The sequence below is a fragment of the Stenotrophomonas sp. FR024 genome (assembly GCF_047500745.2).
Lineage (GTDB): Bacteria > Pseudomonadota > Gammaproteobacteria > Xanthomonadales > Xanthomonadaceae > Stenotrophomonas > Stenotrophomonas maltophilia_A.
This window is the reverse complement of sequence record NZ_JAXAXM020000014.1, coordinates 135,268-148,426: the sequence shown is the minus strand read 5'-3', so window position 1 is coordinate 148,426 and position 13,159 is coordinate 135,268. Positions and strand designations below refer to the sequence as shown.

The following is a 13,159-nucleotide window of genomic DNA, read 5'->3' as shown; positions in this document are numbered from 1 at the left end:
ACTCGTCTGTCGGCTAGTATCCGCAGATGCATGCTTGACGGTCCCTCCACCCTGGCTCCTACATACCGCGTAGGAGCCGGGAGGAACATACAAGCTTGCTCGACTGCCGTTCAAAGCAGTCGAGCAAGCTCGACTCTACAAAGGGCGAAGAGCAGTCGAGCATGGCTCGACTCTACAAATGACCGTCAGCCTTCGCGGGCGACCTGGAAACCGGCGAAGGACTGGCTGACCGGCATCAGTTCCAGGCGATTGATGTTCAGGTGCGGCGGCAGGCTGGCCACCCAGAAGATCTGTTCGGCGATGTCTTCGGCGGTCATCGGGTTGGCGCCGGTATAGAGCTTGTCCGACGCCGCCTGGTCGCCATGGGTACGCACCACGGTGAACTCGGTTTCGGCCATGCCCGGCTCGATCGTGGTCACGCGCACGCCGGTGCCGTGCAGGTCCGAACGCAGGCCGAGCGAGAACTGGCTGACGAAGGCCTTGGTGCCACCGTAGGCATTGCCGCCCGGGTACGGGTAGACGCCGGCCACCGACGAAATGTTGATGATTGCGCCCTTGCGCTCCACCAGCTGCGGCAGCAGGCGGTGGGTCAGGGTCACCAGCGCGGTGATGTTGGTGTCGATCATCGTGGTCCAGTCCGACAACTTGGCGCTCTGTGCCGGCGCAGTGCCCTGCGCCAGGCCGGCGTTGTTGACCAGCAGATCGATCTCGCCGAAGGCCGGCGGCAGTGCCAGCAGCGCCGCTTCCATCGCCACCGGATCGCGGATGTCGAAGGCGGCGGCATGCACCACGTCCTTGCCGTAGCGCTCGACCAGCGGCTGCAGGCGTTCGCCGCGGCGGCCGGTGGCGATCACCTTCCAGCCCGCCTGGGCGAAGCGGTGGACGGCGGCGGCGCCGAAGCCGGACGTGGCGCCGGTAATCAGGACAGTGCGGGTCATCAGGCAACTCCAGGGGGAAAAACCAGCCCCCCATTCTGGCACCGTCGGCCGGGGGTTGCGTTGCCTGATCGGCCAGATCCGGCCCCACCTGTCGGGGTGACCGGTACAATTGGGCCCATGATCAACAACGATGTCCTGCGCAGCGTGCGCTACTCCCTGGACCTGGGCGACCACCACGTGGTGACCCTGTGCCAGATGGCCGACCCGGCCTTCGCCGTGGATCCGGAACAGGTGAAAGCCTGGCTGCGCCGCGAGGACGAAGCCGGTTTCGAAGCGATGAGCGACAGCGCGCTGGCGCACTTCCTCGACGGCCTGATCGTGCACCTGCGCGGTCGCGATGAGAGCCAGCCTCAGCGTGCGGTGGAAACCCGCATCGACAACAACCTGGTGCTGAAGAAGCTGCGCGTCGCCTTCCAGCTGCGCGACGTCGATCTGATGGAGATCTTCGCCAGCGCCGGCTTCAACGTCTCCAAGTCGGAAGTGGGCGCCTTGTTCCGCCAGCCCGGGCACACTAACTACCGGCGCTGCCTGGACCAGATGCTGCGCAATTTCCTCAAGGGCCTGAGCCTGCGCCTGCGCGGCTGAGCACGGCCTCGACGAACGCCCGCGCCGCCGGTGTCGGCAGTCGCTGCCAGACCAGGTGCACGCGGCGGGTCGGGGTCGGCTGCAGCGGAATCTGTACCACCCCCTGGAACCCGTCGGCGATCAACGCTGGCACGATGCCAACCGCCAGCCCATGGCGGACGAAGCGCTCGATCAGTTCCATCAGATTGACCTCGAAGCGCACCGTGTGCGGCAGGCCAGCGGCAGCGAAGGCATCGTCGGTCTGCCGCCGCGCACCGGTGCCGCGCGGAAAGTCGACCAGCGCCTCGTCCTGCAGTTCGGTCAATGGCAGCCGCTTGCGGCGGGCCAAGCGGTGCGACGGCGCCAGCACCGCCACCAGGTCTTCTTCCTGCAGCATCTGGTGGCAGACCCCGTCCAGCCCTGCCGACGGCGCCAATCCGACCAGCGCCACGTCCAGCTCTCGCGACTGCACCTGCGCGATCAGGTCCTCGCTCTTGTCGACCCGCAGCTGGAACTCCACCTGCGGGTGCGCCTGCTGGAAGGCCGCCAGCATCGCCACCACATCGATGTCGGTCAGCGAGGAGATCTGCCCGATCGCCAGCAGGCCACGCACCTCGCCAGTGACGGCGGCCACGTCGGCGCGCAGGTGGCGCAGGCTGGCCAGCACCTGGCGTGCATGCACCAGCAGCGCCTCGCCGGCGGCGGTGGCCCGCACCTGGCGCGGCAGGCGCTCGAACAGCGTTGTGCCCAGTTCCTGCTCAAGATGGGCGATCTGGTGACTGAGCGCGGACTGCACCACGTGGCAGCGCTCGGCGGCGCGGGTGAAGTTGCCCTCCTCGGCCAGGGCGACGGCGAACTCGAGCTGCTTGAGATTCACGCAACCATCTCATTTTCAGATGACAGAGATGATGATGATTCATTTCCATCATGACTGCAGCAGGCGGACACTGTGCTCCCCCGCTTCCTCGAACACCGCGTGAGTCCGTCCCTTCCCCCTCTGCACCGCTGGCAGGTGCTGCTGATGTCGGTGGCTACCGGCGTGGCCGTGGCCAGCAACTACTATGCGCAGCCGCTGCTGCACACCATCGCCGATGCCTTCGGTGTGCCGTTCGGCCAGGTCGGCATGGTGGTCACCGCCGCACAGCTGAGCTATGCCGCCGGACTGATCCTGCTGGTGCCGCTGGGTGACCTGTTCGAACGCCGCCGCCTGATCGTGGTGATGAGCCTGCTGTCCGCCGGCGGGCTGGTGATCAGTGCCTGTGCGCCGTCGCTGGCCTGGCTGCTGGTGGGTACCGCGATCACCGGCCTGTTCTCGGTGGTGGCACAGGTACTGGTGCCGTTCGCGGCCACGCTGGCCGCACCGGAACATCGTGGCCGCGTGGTCGGCACATTGATGAGTGGCTTGCTGCTGGGCATCCTGCTGGCGCGCACCGTGGCCGGACTGCTTTCCAGCCTGGGCGACTGGCGCCTGGTGTATGCCATCGCCGCCGGCACCCTGGTGCTGGCCGCGCTGGCGCTGCAGCGCGGCCTGCCGCGATTCCACCACAGCGCCGGCCTCGGTTATTTCGCATTGCTGCGCTCGATCGGCGTGCTGTTCGTGCAGGAGCCGGTGCTGCGCCAGCGCACCCTGCTGGGCGCCTGCAGCTTCGCCATGTTCGCGATCTTCTGGACCCCGCTCGCGTTCCTGCTGGCGCAGCCACCTTACGCCTACAGCGACGCTACCATCGGCCTGTTCGGGCTGGTCGGTGCCGCCGGCACGCTGGCTGCGGGCCTGGCCGGGCGCATGTCCGACCGCGGCCAGACCGGACGCGCCACCGCCATCGCGCTGGTGCTGTTGCTGCTGTCATGGCTGCCGTTGGGGCTGTCGGCACACTCGCTGCTGGCGCTGCTGGTCGGCGTGGTGGTGCTGGACCTGGCCGCGCAGCTGCTGCACGTGAGTAACCAGAGCCTGATCTACGCACTGCAACCGGCAGCGCGCAACCGCCTCAATGCCGGCTACATGACCGGCTACTTCATCGGCGGTTCGCTGGGTTCGCTGCTGTCGGCGCAGGTCTACCAGCGCTTCGGCTGGACCGGCGTCTGCGTGGCCGGTGCTGCGGTGGCCATGCTGGCCCTGCTGCTGTGGCTGCCCGGCGCGCTGCGCGCGCGCCAGGCTTCGGTGACTGACTAGAAGCTGCCCTGCAGCACCAGCTCCCAGCGTCCGCCGGCATTGTCCGGAAACAGCCGCTTCGCTGCGTTGTCGGTGTCATGCACGGTGGCGCGCAGTTCCCATGCCGGGGTCAGCGAGGCGATGGCACTGAGCTGGCCATGCAGGTAATCAGGCCCCTGTGCGGTGGCCAGCCAGTACTGGCCTACCGCCGCTTCGAGGCGGAACCGCTCGTGCAGCGGCACCCGCACACCCAGCTGGGCATAGGTGCCGCGATGGCCACCGGCCAACGCGTCGTTGGAATGCGCGATCTGCAACCAGGCGCGCTGCTTCCAGTTCAGGGTGGTATTGAGTTCGGTCCAGTCCAGCGCGCGGCCGGTACCTGGATACACATAGCGGGTCAGGTTGGCATCCAGTGTCCAGTCCGGTGCCAGCGCGCCGGACCAGCCTGCCACCAGGTCGAACTCGCTGCGCGCGCCATTGTCCGGTTTGAACGAAACGTTGGAGCCCCACACGCTGGCATACCAACCCGATGCGACCGAGATCTTCGCGCCCGCCTGCACCGCCGGGTCGCCATCGCTCTGCGAGCTGCCACGCCACACGTAGTCGCTGGTCAGTGCGGCACTGCCGCTGACCTGCACCTGTGCCTGGGCGCTGCCGATGCCGAGCAGCCCTGCCAGGGCGGCCACCACTGCCGCCATCATCCCCTTGCTGTTCACTGCACTGTGTTCCTCGTTGAAGGCGGTTGCGCCGCCGGGAACGCAGTGTCGAGGTGGTGGCCGTAACGGATCGAGGGTGCTGCCGGGCCCGTGGCGCAAATTCGGCGTAAATCCCGTGGACCGGGGGCCGCGTGCCAGCGGCGCGGTATCATGGCGCCTTGTTTCCAGGAACCAACCGCGTGGACGCCATCCTGACCCCGGTATCGATCGGCGAGCTGATCGACAAGATCACCATTCTCGAGATCAAGGCCGAGCGCATCGACGATGTGGCCAAGCTGGCCAACGTCCGCACCGAGCTGGACGGCCTGCTGCCCTTGCTGCAGCAGCAGCTGCAGGCACAGCCGGCACTGGCCGTGCTGAAGCAGCAGCTGAAGACGATCAACGAGCGCATGTGGGATATCCAGGACCAGCTGCGCGACAAGGAAGCAGCCCAGGTGTTCGACGATGCGTTCATCCAGTTGGCGCGTGGTGTCTATGGCACCAATGGCGAGCGCGTGCAGGTGAAGAACGAGATCAACCGCGTGGCCGGTTCGGCCCTGGTGGAAGAAAAGCAGTACCAGGGCGAGTAACGCCACCTCAATCAGCGTCGATCAGATGGCGGAAGCGGAACAGCTCGCCATCGTTGCGGATACCCAGCTTGCGGTACGCCGCTCGCTTCTGCGTGCTGATGGTGCTGGCTGCACGCCCACTGCGGCGTGCCATCTCGCCGGTGCTGCAACCACGCAGCACCCACTGCAGGACGGTGCGCTCGCGGGTACTCAACCGTGGTGAACGCATGGACTGCTGGCGCTGCCGACGGGACTGGTTCAACTGTGCACGCAGCTCCGGCGGCACGAAGCGCCCGCCACGGGCAACCACGCTCACTGCCCGCAGCAGCATCTGCGGCGCGCAGGCCTTGGACAGGAATCCGCGCGCACCGGCCTGCAGGGCCAAGGACACGACACCCGCGTTGCAGTGTGCGGACAGCACCAGGATCGGCACTGCCGGCCAGTGGCGTGATAGGTGCCGCAGCAGTTCCAGGCCTTCGCCGCTGTCACCGATCGGCAAGGCGTCGACCAGCAGCAGATCGATCGCGGCCGCCTGCTGCTGCAGGCGCTGCAGCAGATCACCGCTGCGGCCGTAGCTTCCATCGACCTGCAGGCCCGCCTGCCGGGCCAGAACTTCCTGCACGCCATGCCGCAACAGCGGGTGTGGATCCAGCAGCAAGAGGCGGCAGGGAGAATCGCGGGGCGACGGAAACGTGGGCATCGTTGCATTCCTGCAGAACAGGCCACTCACCCTAGGGCGCAGCCGACGCCTGCGGAATCCAATTCGTTGCAATGCCGCCCTTCCGCCGCGACACGGTCAGGTAGCGTTTGCCCAGCCGGAAACGCAACAGGCCCGGCATGGGCCGGGCCTGTCGAGGCATCTTCGGCGCGCAGGCGCGTCGAGGAAGCAATTACCAGCTGAAGCGCGGGCCGACGGTGTATTCCTTGTCGCCGTCGCGGTTCATCTTCAGCTCGCCGTTCAGGCCCCAGTTCTGGTTCAGCTTGACCTGACCACCCAGGCGGCCGTACCACTGGCCTTCCGGATTGATGCCGTGCTTCTTCGAGAAATCTTCGTAGCCGACCATGCCGTAGACTTCGGCGTGGGCACCGAAGGCGGTGCGGATACCGGCTTCAGCGCTGTAGCCATTGAAGTCCAGGCCGTGCTTCTGGTCGCGCTTCTGGTAAGCAACGCGGGCAACGAAGTCGGTGGTCGGGGCGATTTCAACGTTGTAGCCGGCGCCGATCTTCCACTGGTCCAGCTTGATGTTGGTGTGGTCGATTTCCTGGCGGCTGTACTCACCGAAAGCGTGGAAGTTCGGCAGGAAGCCGTACGAACCCTTCACGCCCCAGCCGTCGGCCTTGAACGCGTCGATGTCGGTCTTGGCGTAGTCGGCTTCGGCGTAGTTGTACGACAGGTTCTCAGCAGCCGAGGCGGTGAACGGCAGGGCAGCGGCCAGGGCCAGAGCAATCAGCGAATTCTTCATGGGGGTACACCTTTACTTTCTTATGGTGTGCAGCAGCGCCAGGGCGCCATCGCATCGGGAATGTAAATTCTCCGTTATTCGCCACAACGCTCCCTGAAAACAGCGGTCTTCGCATTGCTGAATTTTTTGCCTTGATTCAGGCTGTCTCTGGCATACGCGCGCGGCGCGCGTGCATTTGTGATTCGTCGTCGATTGCAACAGGAGGTTGCCTTGTACGTTTCCGATCCGCCGCTGATGCCTGTTCGCGCCGCGCTCCTGGCATGCGCGGCCCTGTTTCCGATCCACGCTGCGCACGCACTGCAGGCCGCTGACTACCAGCGCGCCGAACGCGTGCATGACAGTCACCTTCGCGGTGCGCTGCGCAATGCTTCGGTGCTGCCCCACTGGCTGGCCGATGGGCGCTTCTGGTACGAACGCGAAACCACGCAGGGCCGGCGCCAGGCGGTACTGGTCGATCCAGTCCAGGCCACACGCCAGATCCTGTTCGAACCCGATGCGCTGGACGCTGCGGTTGCACCTCTCGGTGCCAGAGGACCACGCCTGCGCTTGAGCAGCGTGCAGGTACTGGATGAAGGCCTGCGCCTGCAGTTCAACGGCGAGGCGGCGATCAGCTGTCAATGGCCACGCCTGCAGTGCGTGCGTTCGCAGGATGCAGCGCCAGCGACCGATGCACTGCCATCGCCCGGCGGTGATGCCTGGCTGCAGGTACGCGATCACAACCTGTGGCTGCAGTCGCCCGGAATGGCAGCACGAGCGCTGACCAGCGGCGGTGAACCCAATCATGGCTTTGGCGTGCTGCCGGACTTCACCCTGCGCGGCATTCCACGCCGCCAGGGCCGGATGCCGACGCGGCCGTTCGCGGTCGGCTGGTCACCGGATGGCCGCTACGTGGCCGGCATCCGCTACGACGAACGCGCGCTGCAGGACTACCCCTATCTGGAAAGCAGCCCGGCCAACAGCGCGCGGCCGCGCGTGCATACGGTGAAGCTGGGGCTGCTGGGTGACACCCGGCAGGTGCGCGACAGCCTGTATGTGGTCGACACCCGCAACGGCCAGCAGCATGACATCGCCTTGCCGGAAGGCTGGAACACCCTCAGCGAAGCCGGCGTACTCGGCTGGGACGGCGACCGGTTGTATGCCGTGATCGCGCACTTCGGCGCACCGCGCAGGCTGCGTCTGCTGGAGATCGATGCCAACAACGGTGCGTTGCGCACGGTTCTGGAAGAAGCCAGCGACACCCGCGTGCAGCTCAACGTGTATTCCTACAACCGGCCAGCGGTGGCCATCCTGCCCGGCCAGGACACGGCGGTGTGGTTCTCGCAGCGCGATGGCTGGGGCCATCTGTACCGGGTCCGCCTGTCCGACGGCAAGGTGCTGCGCCAGCTCACCCGCGGCCAATGGGCGGTGCGCGACCTGCTGGGCGTGGACGCTGCGGGTGGCTGGGCGTACTTCAGCGCCGGCGGCGTCGACGGTGGCGACCCCTACGTACGCGGCCTGTACCGGGTATCGCTGCAGGGGGGACCGGTCCAGCGCCTGGCCGCCGATGGCAACGACCATCTGGCCGATGCCGGCACCGGCGCGTTGTTCGGCGGGCGCGCCCCCCAGGCGCTGTCGCCTGGCGGTGGCTATCTGGTGGATACCGTTTCCCGTCTCGACCAGCCACCACGCACCGTGCTGCGGGCCAGCGATGACGGCCGTGAAGTGATGGTGCTGGAAACAGCGGATGACGGCGCGATCATTGCTGCCGGCTGGCGCCCCCCACGGCGCGAGCGGCTGCTGGCCGCCGATGGGCGAACGCCGATCTTCGCCACCGTCTACCTGCCCCGCGACTATCGCGATGACGGCCGCTTTCCGGTGATCGACGCGATGTACGGTGGCTCCTTCGTCAGCAATGCGCCGGTGACCTACGCCGAGGCGGTGTCCGCCTTGAATCCGGTGTCACGCGCCAGCCTGACCGAACTGGGCTTCGTGGTGGTCAGCATCGACGCGCGCGGCACCGGTGGCCGCGACAAGGCGTTCCATGACAGCAGCTTCCTGCACGGGGCAGATGTGCAGCTGGATGACCATGTGGCTGCGCTGCGCCAGCTGGGCGAACGCTACCGGGGCATCGACCTGCAGCGGGTCGGCATCTACGGGCATTCGTTCGGTGGTTACAGTGCAGCGCGCGCCCTGCTGCGCTATCCGGCGTTCTACAAGGTGGGCGTGGCCTCGGCCGGCAGCCACAATTTCCAGGGCATGTACGGCGGTGCATTGCACGGCATGGACCGGCTGTTCGGTGGCGTGCTGCCACCAACACCCCTGGCCGATGGCGTGCCGGCGCCGTTTGCCGGACTCGACAATGCAGCGTTGGCCGGCAACCTGCGTGGGCATCTGATGCTGGTCTATGGCGAACTGGACGAGAACGCGCCGCCGGCGCTGACCCTGCAGCTGGCCGCCGCCCTGAACAAGGCCCAGCGCAGCTACGACCTGCTGTACCTGGCCCGGCAGGACCACGAACTGTTCCGCAACGACGCCATCTACACGCACCGCATGTGGGACTACTTCGTGCGCCACCTGGCCGGCCAGCAGCCACCGGAGACGGTGCTGGCGCCGCTGCCCGGTGGGCCGGGCTGAACAGGCGCACACAGGATGTCGATCCACGGCGCCCTGGTTCGTCGGGTACTTGAAGGCCGTGCATGCGGCACGGTCCATCCGGAGGCAGGCAATGAGCTACATCGATGGTTTCGTCCTGGCGGTGCCCACCGCCAACAAGGAGAAGTTCCTCGCCCATGCACGCACAGGGGATCCCGTTTTCATCGAGTACGGCGCGCTGCGCGTGGTCGAGTGCTGGGGTGACGACGTACCGCACGGCAAAACCACCGACTTCTTCGGCGCGGTGAAAGCCACGGCAGACGAGACGGTGGTCTTCTCGTGGATCGAATGGCCGGACAAGCCGACCCGCGACGCCGGCATGAAGAAGATGATGGAAGACCCGCGGTTTGATCCGGCGAAGAATCCGATGCCGTTCGACGGCGCGCGGATGATCTACGGTGGGTTCGTGCCGCTCTACGAGCTGACGCGCTGAACCGGGCGGACGTGCTCAGCGCGCGTCCGTCTCATCGCTGGCGGAGGCATGGCCGGCGCCCAGTGCGGCGCCGGCGCCGAGGCCCATGCCGCCCATTCCGGCCCCCATTCCGCCACCGCCGCCGCCACCGCCACCACCCGCACGACCGCCCTTGGCATCGCCATCGTTGCGGCCCTTGCCACCGCCACTGGCAGCGGGCCGGGTCGGGCCCTGCGGTGGAATCTGCAGATCGGCCGGGATCGGCGCCAGGTCCAGCGCTTCGCGCACGAAGTCGCGCAGCGAGACCACCAGTTCGTGGAGGTGCACCGGCCGCCCCTGTGCCAGTTCGTTGGCCGCACGCGCGGCCAGCCGCACCTGCTCGTCGGTGCCCAGCAACAGGATGTCCGACAGTGCCGCTTCAACCGCATCGCGGATGCGGCGCGCGCGATCCGAGCGGGGTTCGGCGATGCCTTCGGCATTTTCGCGCTGGCGCAGGTCGCGGCGATGGCTGGGATCCACACCCAGTTCGCCAGTGAACGACCCGCCCAGGGTCTTGTAGGCCGCCATCAGCGTGCGCAGCCGTTCGTTGATCTGCCGGTTCTCGCGCTCGCGGCGCTGTTGCAGGGTCTGCATCACCAGCAGGCGGATGCCCACGCCCAGCAGGGTGATCAGGACCAGGCCGGCCAACGTGGACAGCACGCCCTGCCAGGAACTGAAGTCGATACCACGCATGCCCGGGGCTCCTGCAGGAAGAACCTGCATCTTGCCCCAGACCGTGCCCCAGAAACGCGAAAGGCCCCACCACCCGTTGGGTGGCAGGGCCTTCGGTCACGGCGCGATTACTTGCGCTTGGCGACCTTCCGCACGGCCTTCTTGGCCGGAGCCTTCTTGGCGGCGACCTTCTTCAGCGGCGCAGCCTTCTTGGCGACCGTCTTGCGGGTGGCGGCAACCTTCTTGCCCACCGCCTTCTTGGCAACGGCGGTCTTCTTGCCGACAACCTTCTTGGCAGCAGCGGTCTTCTTGCCGACGGCCTTCTTGGAGACAGCAGCCTTCTTGCCGACAACCTTCTTGGCGGCCGCGGTCTTCCTGGTGGCGACCTTCTTGGTAGCGGCAACCTTCTTGCCGACAACCTTCTTGGCAGCCACGGCCTTCTTGCCAGCGACCTTCTTGGCGGCGACGGTCTTCTTGGCCACGGCCTTCTTGGCGGTGGCGACCTTCTTGCCGACAACCTTCTTGGCGGCCGCGGTCTTCTTGGCAACGGTCTTCTTCGCGACGGCGGCCTTCTTGGTGGCAGCCTTCTTCACGGTAGCGACCTTCTTGCCAGCAGCCTTGGTGGCAGCCTTGGTGGTCTTCTTGGCAGCGGCGGCCTTCTTGGTCACGGCCTTGCCTGCAGCCGCCTTCTTCTTGGCCACTTCCTTCTTCAGGGCAGCGGCTTCGGCCTTGGCGTTCTTCTTGGCGGCTTCCAGCTTCTTCTTGGCGTTGGCAACAGTCTTGCCGACCGACTTGGCAGCCTTCTCGGCCTTCTTGGCAACGGTCTTCTCGACCTTCGCCACGGCCTTCTTGGCCTTGGCAACGCGGGTGCCGGCAGCCTTGGTGGCGCGCTTGACGGTCTTCTTGACCGACTTCACTGCGTCTTCGGCAGCGTGGGCGATGGTCTCGCCAACGTTGGTGGCGGTTTCTTTGACGTTCTCGACGGCGTCGGTCACGACCGACACACCATTACCGTTGCTCATGTTGCCCTCCTGCGGGCCTTAAGTATCAAAACGGGGCGATGCTATACCGACATTGACGATCGTGGAACGGGGCATGCGCCCGCAATCGCATCTGCTGCGACGGTAATGGTGTAGCCCAGCACCCTCTCGAGCACAGTGGGTTGACAGGAAACCCCTTTTTTTCAGTGCTGCGCCGCACGGTGCGGGTAGCGGCAGGTGCTGCCTGCGCGCACCTGCCAGAGTGCTGCGAAAGGCATGCGATATGGCGCATCGCGGCACCAGGATGCGCAGAACTGCGCAAGTATCAGCCTGTATCCACACGCGCTTCGGCAGACGTCGGCACATTGCGAAGCACGCCCGACGTTGTCGCCACCGCCCCACAGATGGCGACGCCGACCCGCGTTCCGGGCGCCCGGTTTTCATGGCGCATTTATCCAGATCGCGACACACTCATTCAGCTTGTTTTACCGTAGGGCCGAACCGCCCCCACCCACGCCAGCGAACCGACTCCCATGCGACCGCTTCCCACCCTGCTCACGCTCGCAATCGCCGCCGCCTTCGGTGGCTTCGTTGCCACCGGCATCAATGCCCACCTGGACAACCGCGCCGACGCCGCGCCGCTGCCTGCGGTACTGCCGACCACGGCGGCATTGCCGGCCTCGGTGGCCGGACAGGCGGTGCCGTCGCTGGCACCGATGCTGGAGAAGGCGATGCCGGCCGTGGTCAGCGTCAACACCAAGCAGGTGGTGCGCGTGCGCAACCCCTTCTTCAACGACCCGTTCTTCCGCCGCCTGTTCCCGGACATCCCGCAGGAACGCATCAACGAATCGCTGGGCTCGGGCGTGATCATCGACGCCAAGGAGGGCCTGGTGCTGACCAACCACCACGTCATCGACAACGCCGATGACGTGCAGGTGACACTGGCCGACGGGCGCACGGTCAAGGCCGAGTTCCTCGGTTCGGACCGCGATACCGACATCGCACTGATCCGCATCCCGGCGCAGAACCTGACCGACATCAAGCTCGGCAACAGCGACCAGCTTCGGGTCGGTGACTTCGTGGTGGCCATCGGCAACCCGTTCGGTTTCAGCCAGACGGTCACCTCCGGCATCGTCTCGGCGGTGGGCCGCAGCGGCATCCGCGGGCTGGGCTACCAGAACTTCATCCAGACCGATGCGTCGATCAACCCGGGCAACTCCGGTGGCGCTCTGGTCGACCTGCAGGGCCAGCTGGTCGGCATCAATACCGCCAGCTTCAACCCGCAGGGCAGCATGGCCGGCAACATCGGCCTGGGCCTGGCGATCCCCTCCAACCTGGCGCGCAGCGTGGTCGACCAGCTGGTCAAGCACGGCGTAGTGGTGCGCGGCACGCTGGGCGTGGAGAGCCAGAACCTGACCGCGCAGATCGCGCAGGGCCTGGGCCTGGGCGAAAGCCGTGGCGCACTGATCACCCGCGTGCTGGCCGGTTCGGCCGCTGCGACCGCCGGCCTGAAGCCGGGCGACGTGGTGGTCTCGGCCAACGGCCAACGCGTGGACAGCGCCGAAGCCCTGCACAACGTGGAAGGCCTGGCGGCGGTCGGCAGCACGCTGACGCTGGACGTGCGCCGCGAGGGCAAGCCGCTGCAGATCAAGGCAACCTTGAAGGAACAGGCGCGCGCGGTCACCGGCGAGAGCCTGGACCCGCGCCTGACCGGGGCCACCTTCGTCGACCTGCCCGAGTCGCTGCGCCAGTCCGGTGTCGGTGGCGTGCTGGTCAGCGAGGTCAAGCGCGGCAGCCGCGCGGCCACCAACGGCCTGCAGCAGGGCGACATCATCACCGATGCCACCGTGGGCGAATTCGCCGACCTGGCCAGCTGGCGCGCCAACTTCCAGCAGCGCCCGCCGACCCTGGTGATACGCGTGCTGCGCAACAATGGCCAGCAGCAGGGCCAGCTCGTGATGCGCTGATCGCCCTGCCGTAACACCCCCTATACCCCGGCAATGCTATTGCTGTCAGTCCAGGTCGGCACCGCCGACTCCCGTTCCCC

At 66.7% G+C, this 13,159-nt stretch carries 13 protein-coding genes; 6 read left to right on the top strand and 7 right to left on the bottom strand.

Translation table 11 applies throughout. From position 1 onward, the window contains the following. Nucleotides 1-185: 185 nt before the first annotated feature. Complete coding sequence (locus tag ACMZ91_RS15990; protein WP_019337645.1) at nt 186-938, bottom strand: SDR family NAD(P)-dependent oxidoreductase; 753 nt, start codon at nt 936-938, stop codon at nt 186-188. A gap of 117 nt (nt 939-1,055) precedes the next feature. Between ACMZ91_RS15990 and ACMZ91_RS15985 the strand changes: the two genes are divergently transcribed. Beyond that, complete coding sequence (locus ACMZ91_RS15985; protein WP_005411992.1) at nt 1,056-1,523, top strand: YehS family protein; 468 nt, start codon at nt 1,056-1,058, stop codon at nt 1,521-1,523. Here the strand turns inward: ACMZ91_RS15985 and ACMZ91_RS15980 are convergent. After that, on the bottom strand, nt 1,492-2,379 hold the full coding sequence (locus ACMZ91_RS15980; RefSeq protein ID WP_049398095.1) for a LysR family transcriptional regulator: 888 nt from the start codon (nt 2,377-2,379) through the stop codon (nt 1,492-1,494). The two genes, ACMZ91_RS15985 and ACMZ91_RS15980, sit on opposite strands and share 32 nt — an antisense overlap. A 144-nt stretch (nt 2,380-2,523) precedes the next feature. Here ACMZ91_RS15980 and ACMZ91_RS15975 point away from each other — a divergent pair, with 144 nt between their 5' ends. After that, nucleotides 2,524-3,672: an MFS transporter gene (locus tag ACMZ91_RS15975; protein ID WP_219631205.1), complete on the top strand. Its 1,149-nt coding sequence runs from the start codon at nt 2,524-2,526 to the stop codon at nt 3,670-3,672. Here ACMZ91_RS15975 and ACMZ91_RS15970 read toward each other — a convergent pair. Beyond that, on the bottom strand, nt 3,669-4,367 hold the full coding sequence (locus ACMZ91_RS15970) for a TorF family putative porin (protein ID WP_049462581.1): 699 nt from the start codon (nt 4,365-4,367) through the stop codon (nt 3,669-3,671). The genes ACMZ91_RS15975 and ACMZ91_RS15970 overlap by 4 nt on opposite strands. A gap of 179 nt (nt 4,368-4,546) precedes the next feature. Between ACMZ91_RS15970 and ACMZ91_RS15965 the strand changes: the two genes are divergently transcribed. Beyond that, nucleotides 4,547-4,936 (top strand): DUF6165 family protein, encoded by a 390-nt coding sequence (locus ACMZ91_RS15965; RefSeq protein WP_049462582.1) that lies wholly within the window; start codon nt 4,547-4,549, stop codon nt 4,934-4,936. A gap of 7 nt (nt 4,937-4,943) precedes the next feature. On the opposite strand, the gene ACMZ91_RS15960 is transcribed toward ACMZ91_RS15965, so the two are convergent. Both ACMZ91_RS15960 and ACMZ91_RS15955 read right to left on the bottom strand, forming a co-directional pair. Continuing rightward, a complete protein-coding gene (locus tag ACMZ91_RS15960; RefSeq protein WP_049398097.1) occupies nt 4,944-5,615 on the bottom strand; it encodes a response regulator transcription factor in 672 nt (223 codons plus the stop codon). Nucleotides 5,616-5,805: 190 nt separating this feature from the next. After that, nucleotides 5,806-6,378 (bottom strand): OmpO family porin, encoded by a 573-nt coding sequence (locus tag ACMZ91_RS15955; protein ID WP_032130335.1) that lies wholly within the window; start codon nt 6,376-6,378, stop codon nt 5,806-5,808. A gap of 210 nt (nt 6,379-6,588) precedes the next feature. Here ACMZ91_RS15955 and ACMZ91_RS15950 point away from each other — a divergent pair, with 210 nt between their 5' ends. Both ACMZ91_RS15950 and ACMZ91_RS15945 read left to right on the top strand, forming a co-directional pair. Continuing rightward, nucleotides 6,589-8,991, top strand: a complete 2,403-nt coding sequence (locus tag ACMZ91_RS15950; RefSeq protein ID WP_414578363.1) for a S9 family peptidase — start codon at nt 6,589-6,591, stop codon at nt 8,989-8,991. A 91-nt stretch (nt 8,992-9,082) separates the two neighbouring features. Continuing rightward, nucleotides 9,083-9,442 carry a DUF1428 domain-containing protein gene (locus tag ACMZ91_RS15945; RefSeq protein ID WP_414578365.1) on the top strand — a complete coding sequence of 120 codons (360 nt, stop codon included), beginning with the start codon at nt 9,083-9,085 and terminating at the stop codon, nt 9,440-9,442. Nucleotides 9,443-9,457: 15 nt separating this feature from the next. On the opposite strand, the gene ACMZ91_RS15940 is transcribed toward ACMZ91_RS15945, so the two are convergent. Next, nucleotides 9,458-10,153 (bottom strand): hypothetical protein, encoded by a 696-nt coding sequence (locus tag ACMZ91_RS15940; protein ID WP_414578367.1) that lies wholly within the window; start codon nt 10,151-10,153, stop codon nt 9,458-9,460. Nucleotides 10,154-10,260: 107 nt separating this feature from the next. Continuing rightward, nucleotides 10,261-11,154, bottom strand: coding sequence for a histone (locus tag ACMZ91_RS15935; protein ID WP_071229377.1), 894 nt, complete (start codon nt 11,152-11,154; stop codon nt 10,261-10,263). Between the two features lie 491 nt (nt 11,155-11,645). Between ACMZ91_RS15935 and ACMZ91_RS15930 the strand changes: the two genes are divergently transcribed. After that, on the top strand, nt 11,646-13,079 hold the full coding sequence (locus ACMZ91_RS15930) for a Do family serine endopeptidase (protein WP_032128157.1): 1,434 nt from the start codon (nt 11,646-11,648) through the stop codon (nt 13,077-13,079). Nucleotides 13,080-13,159: the final 80 nt, after the last annotated feature.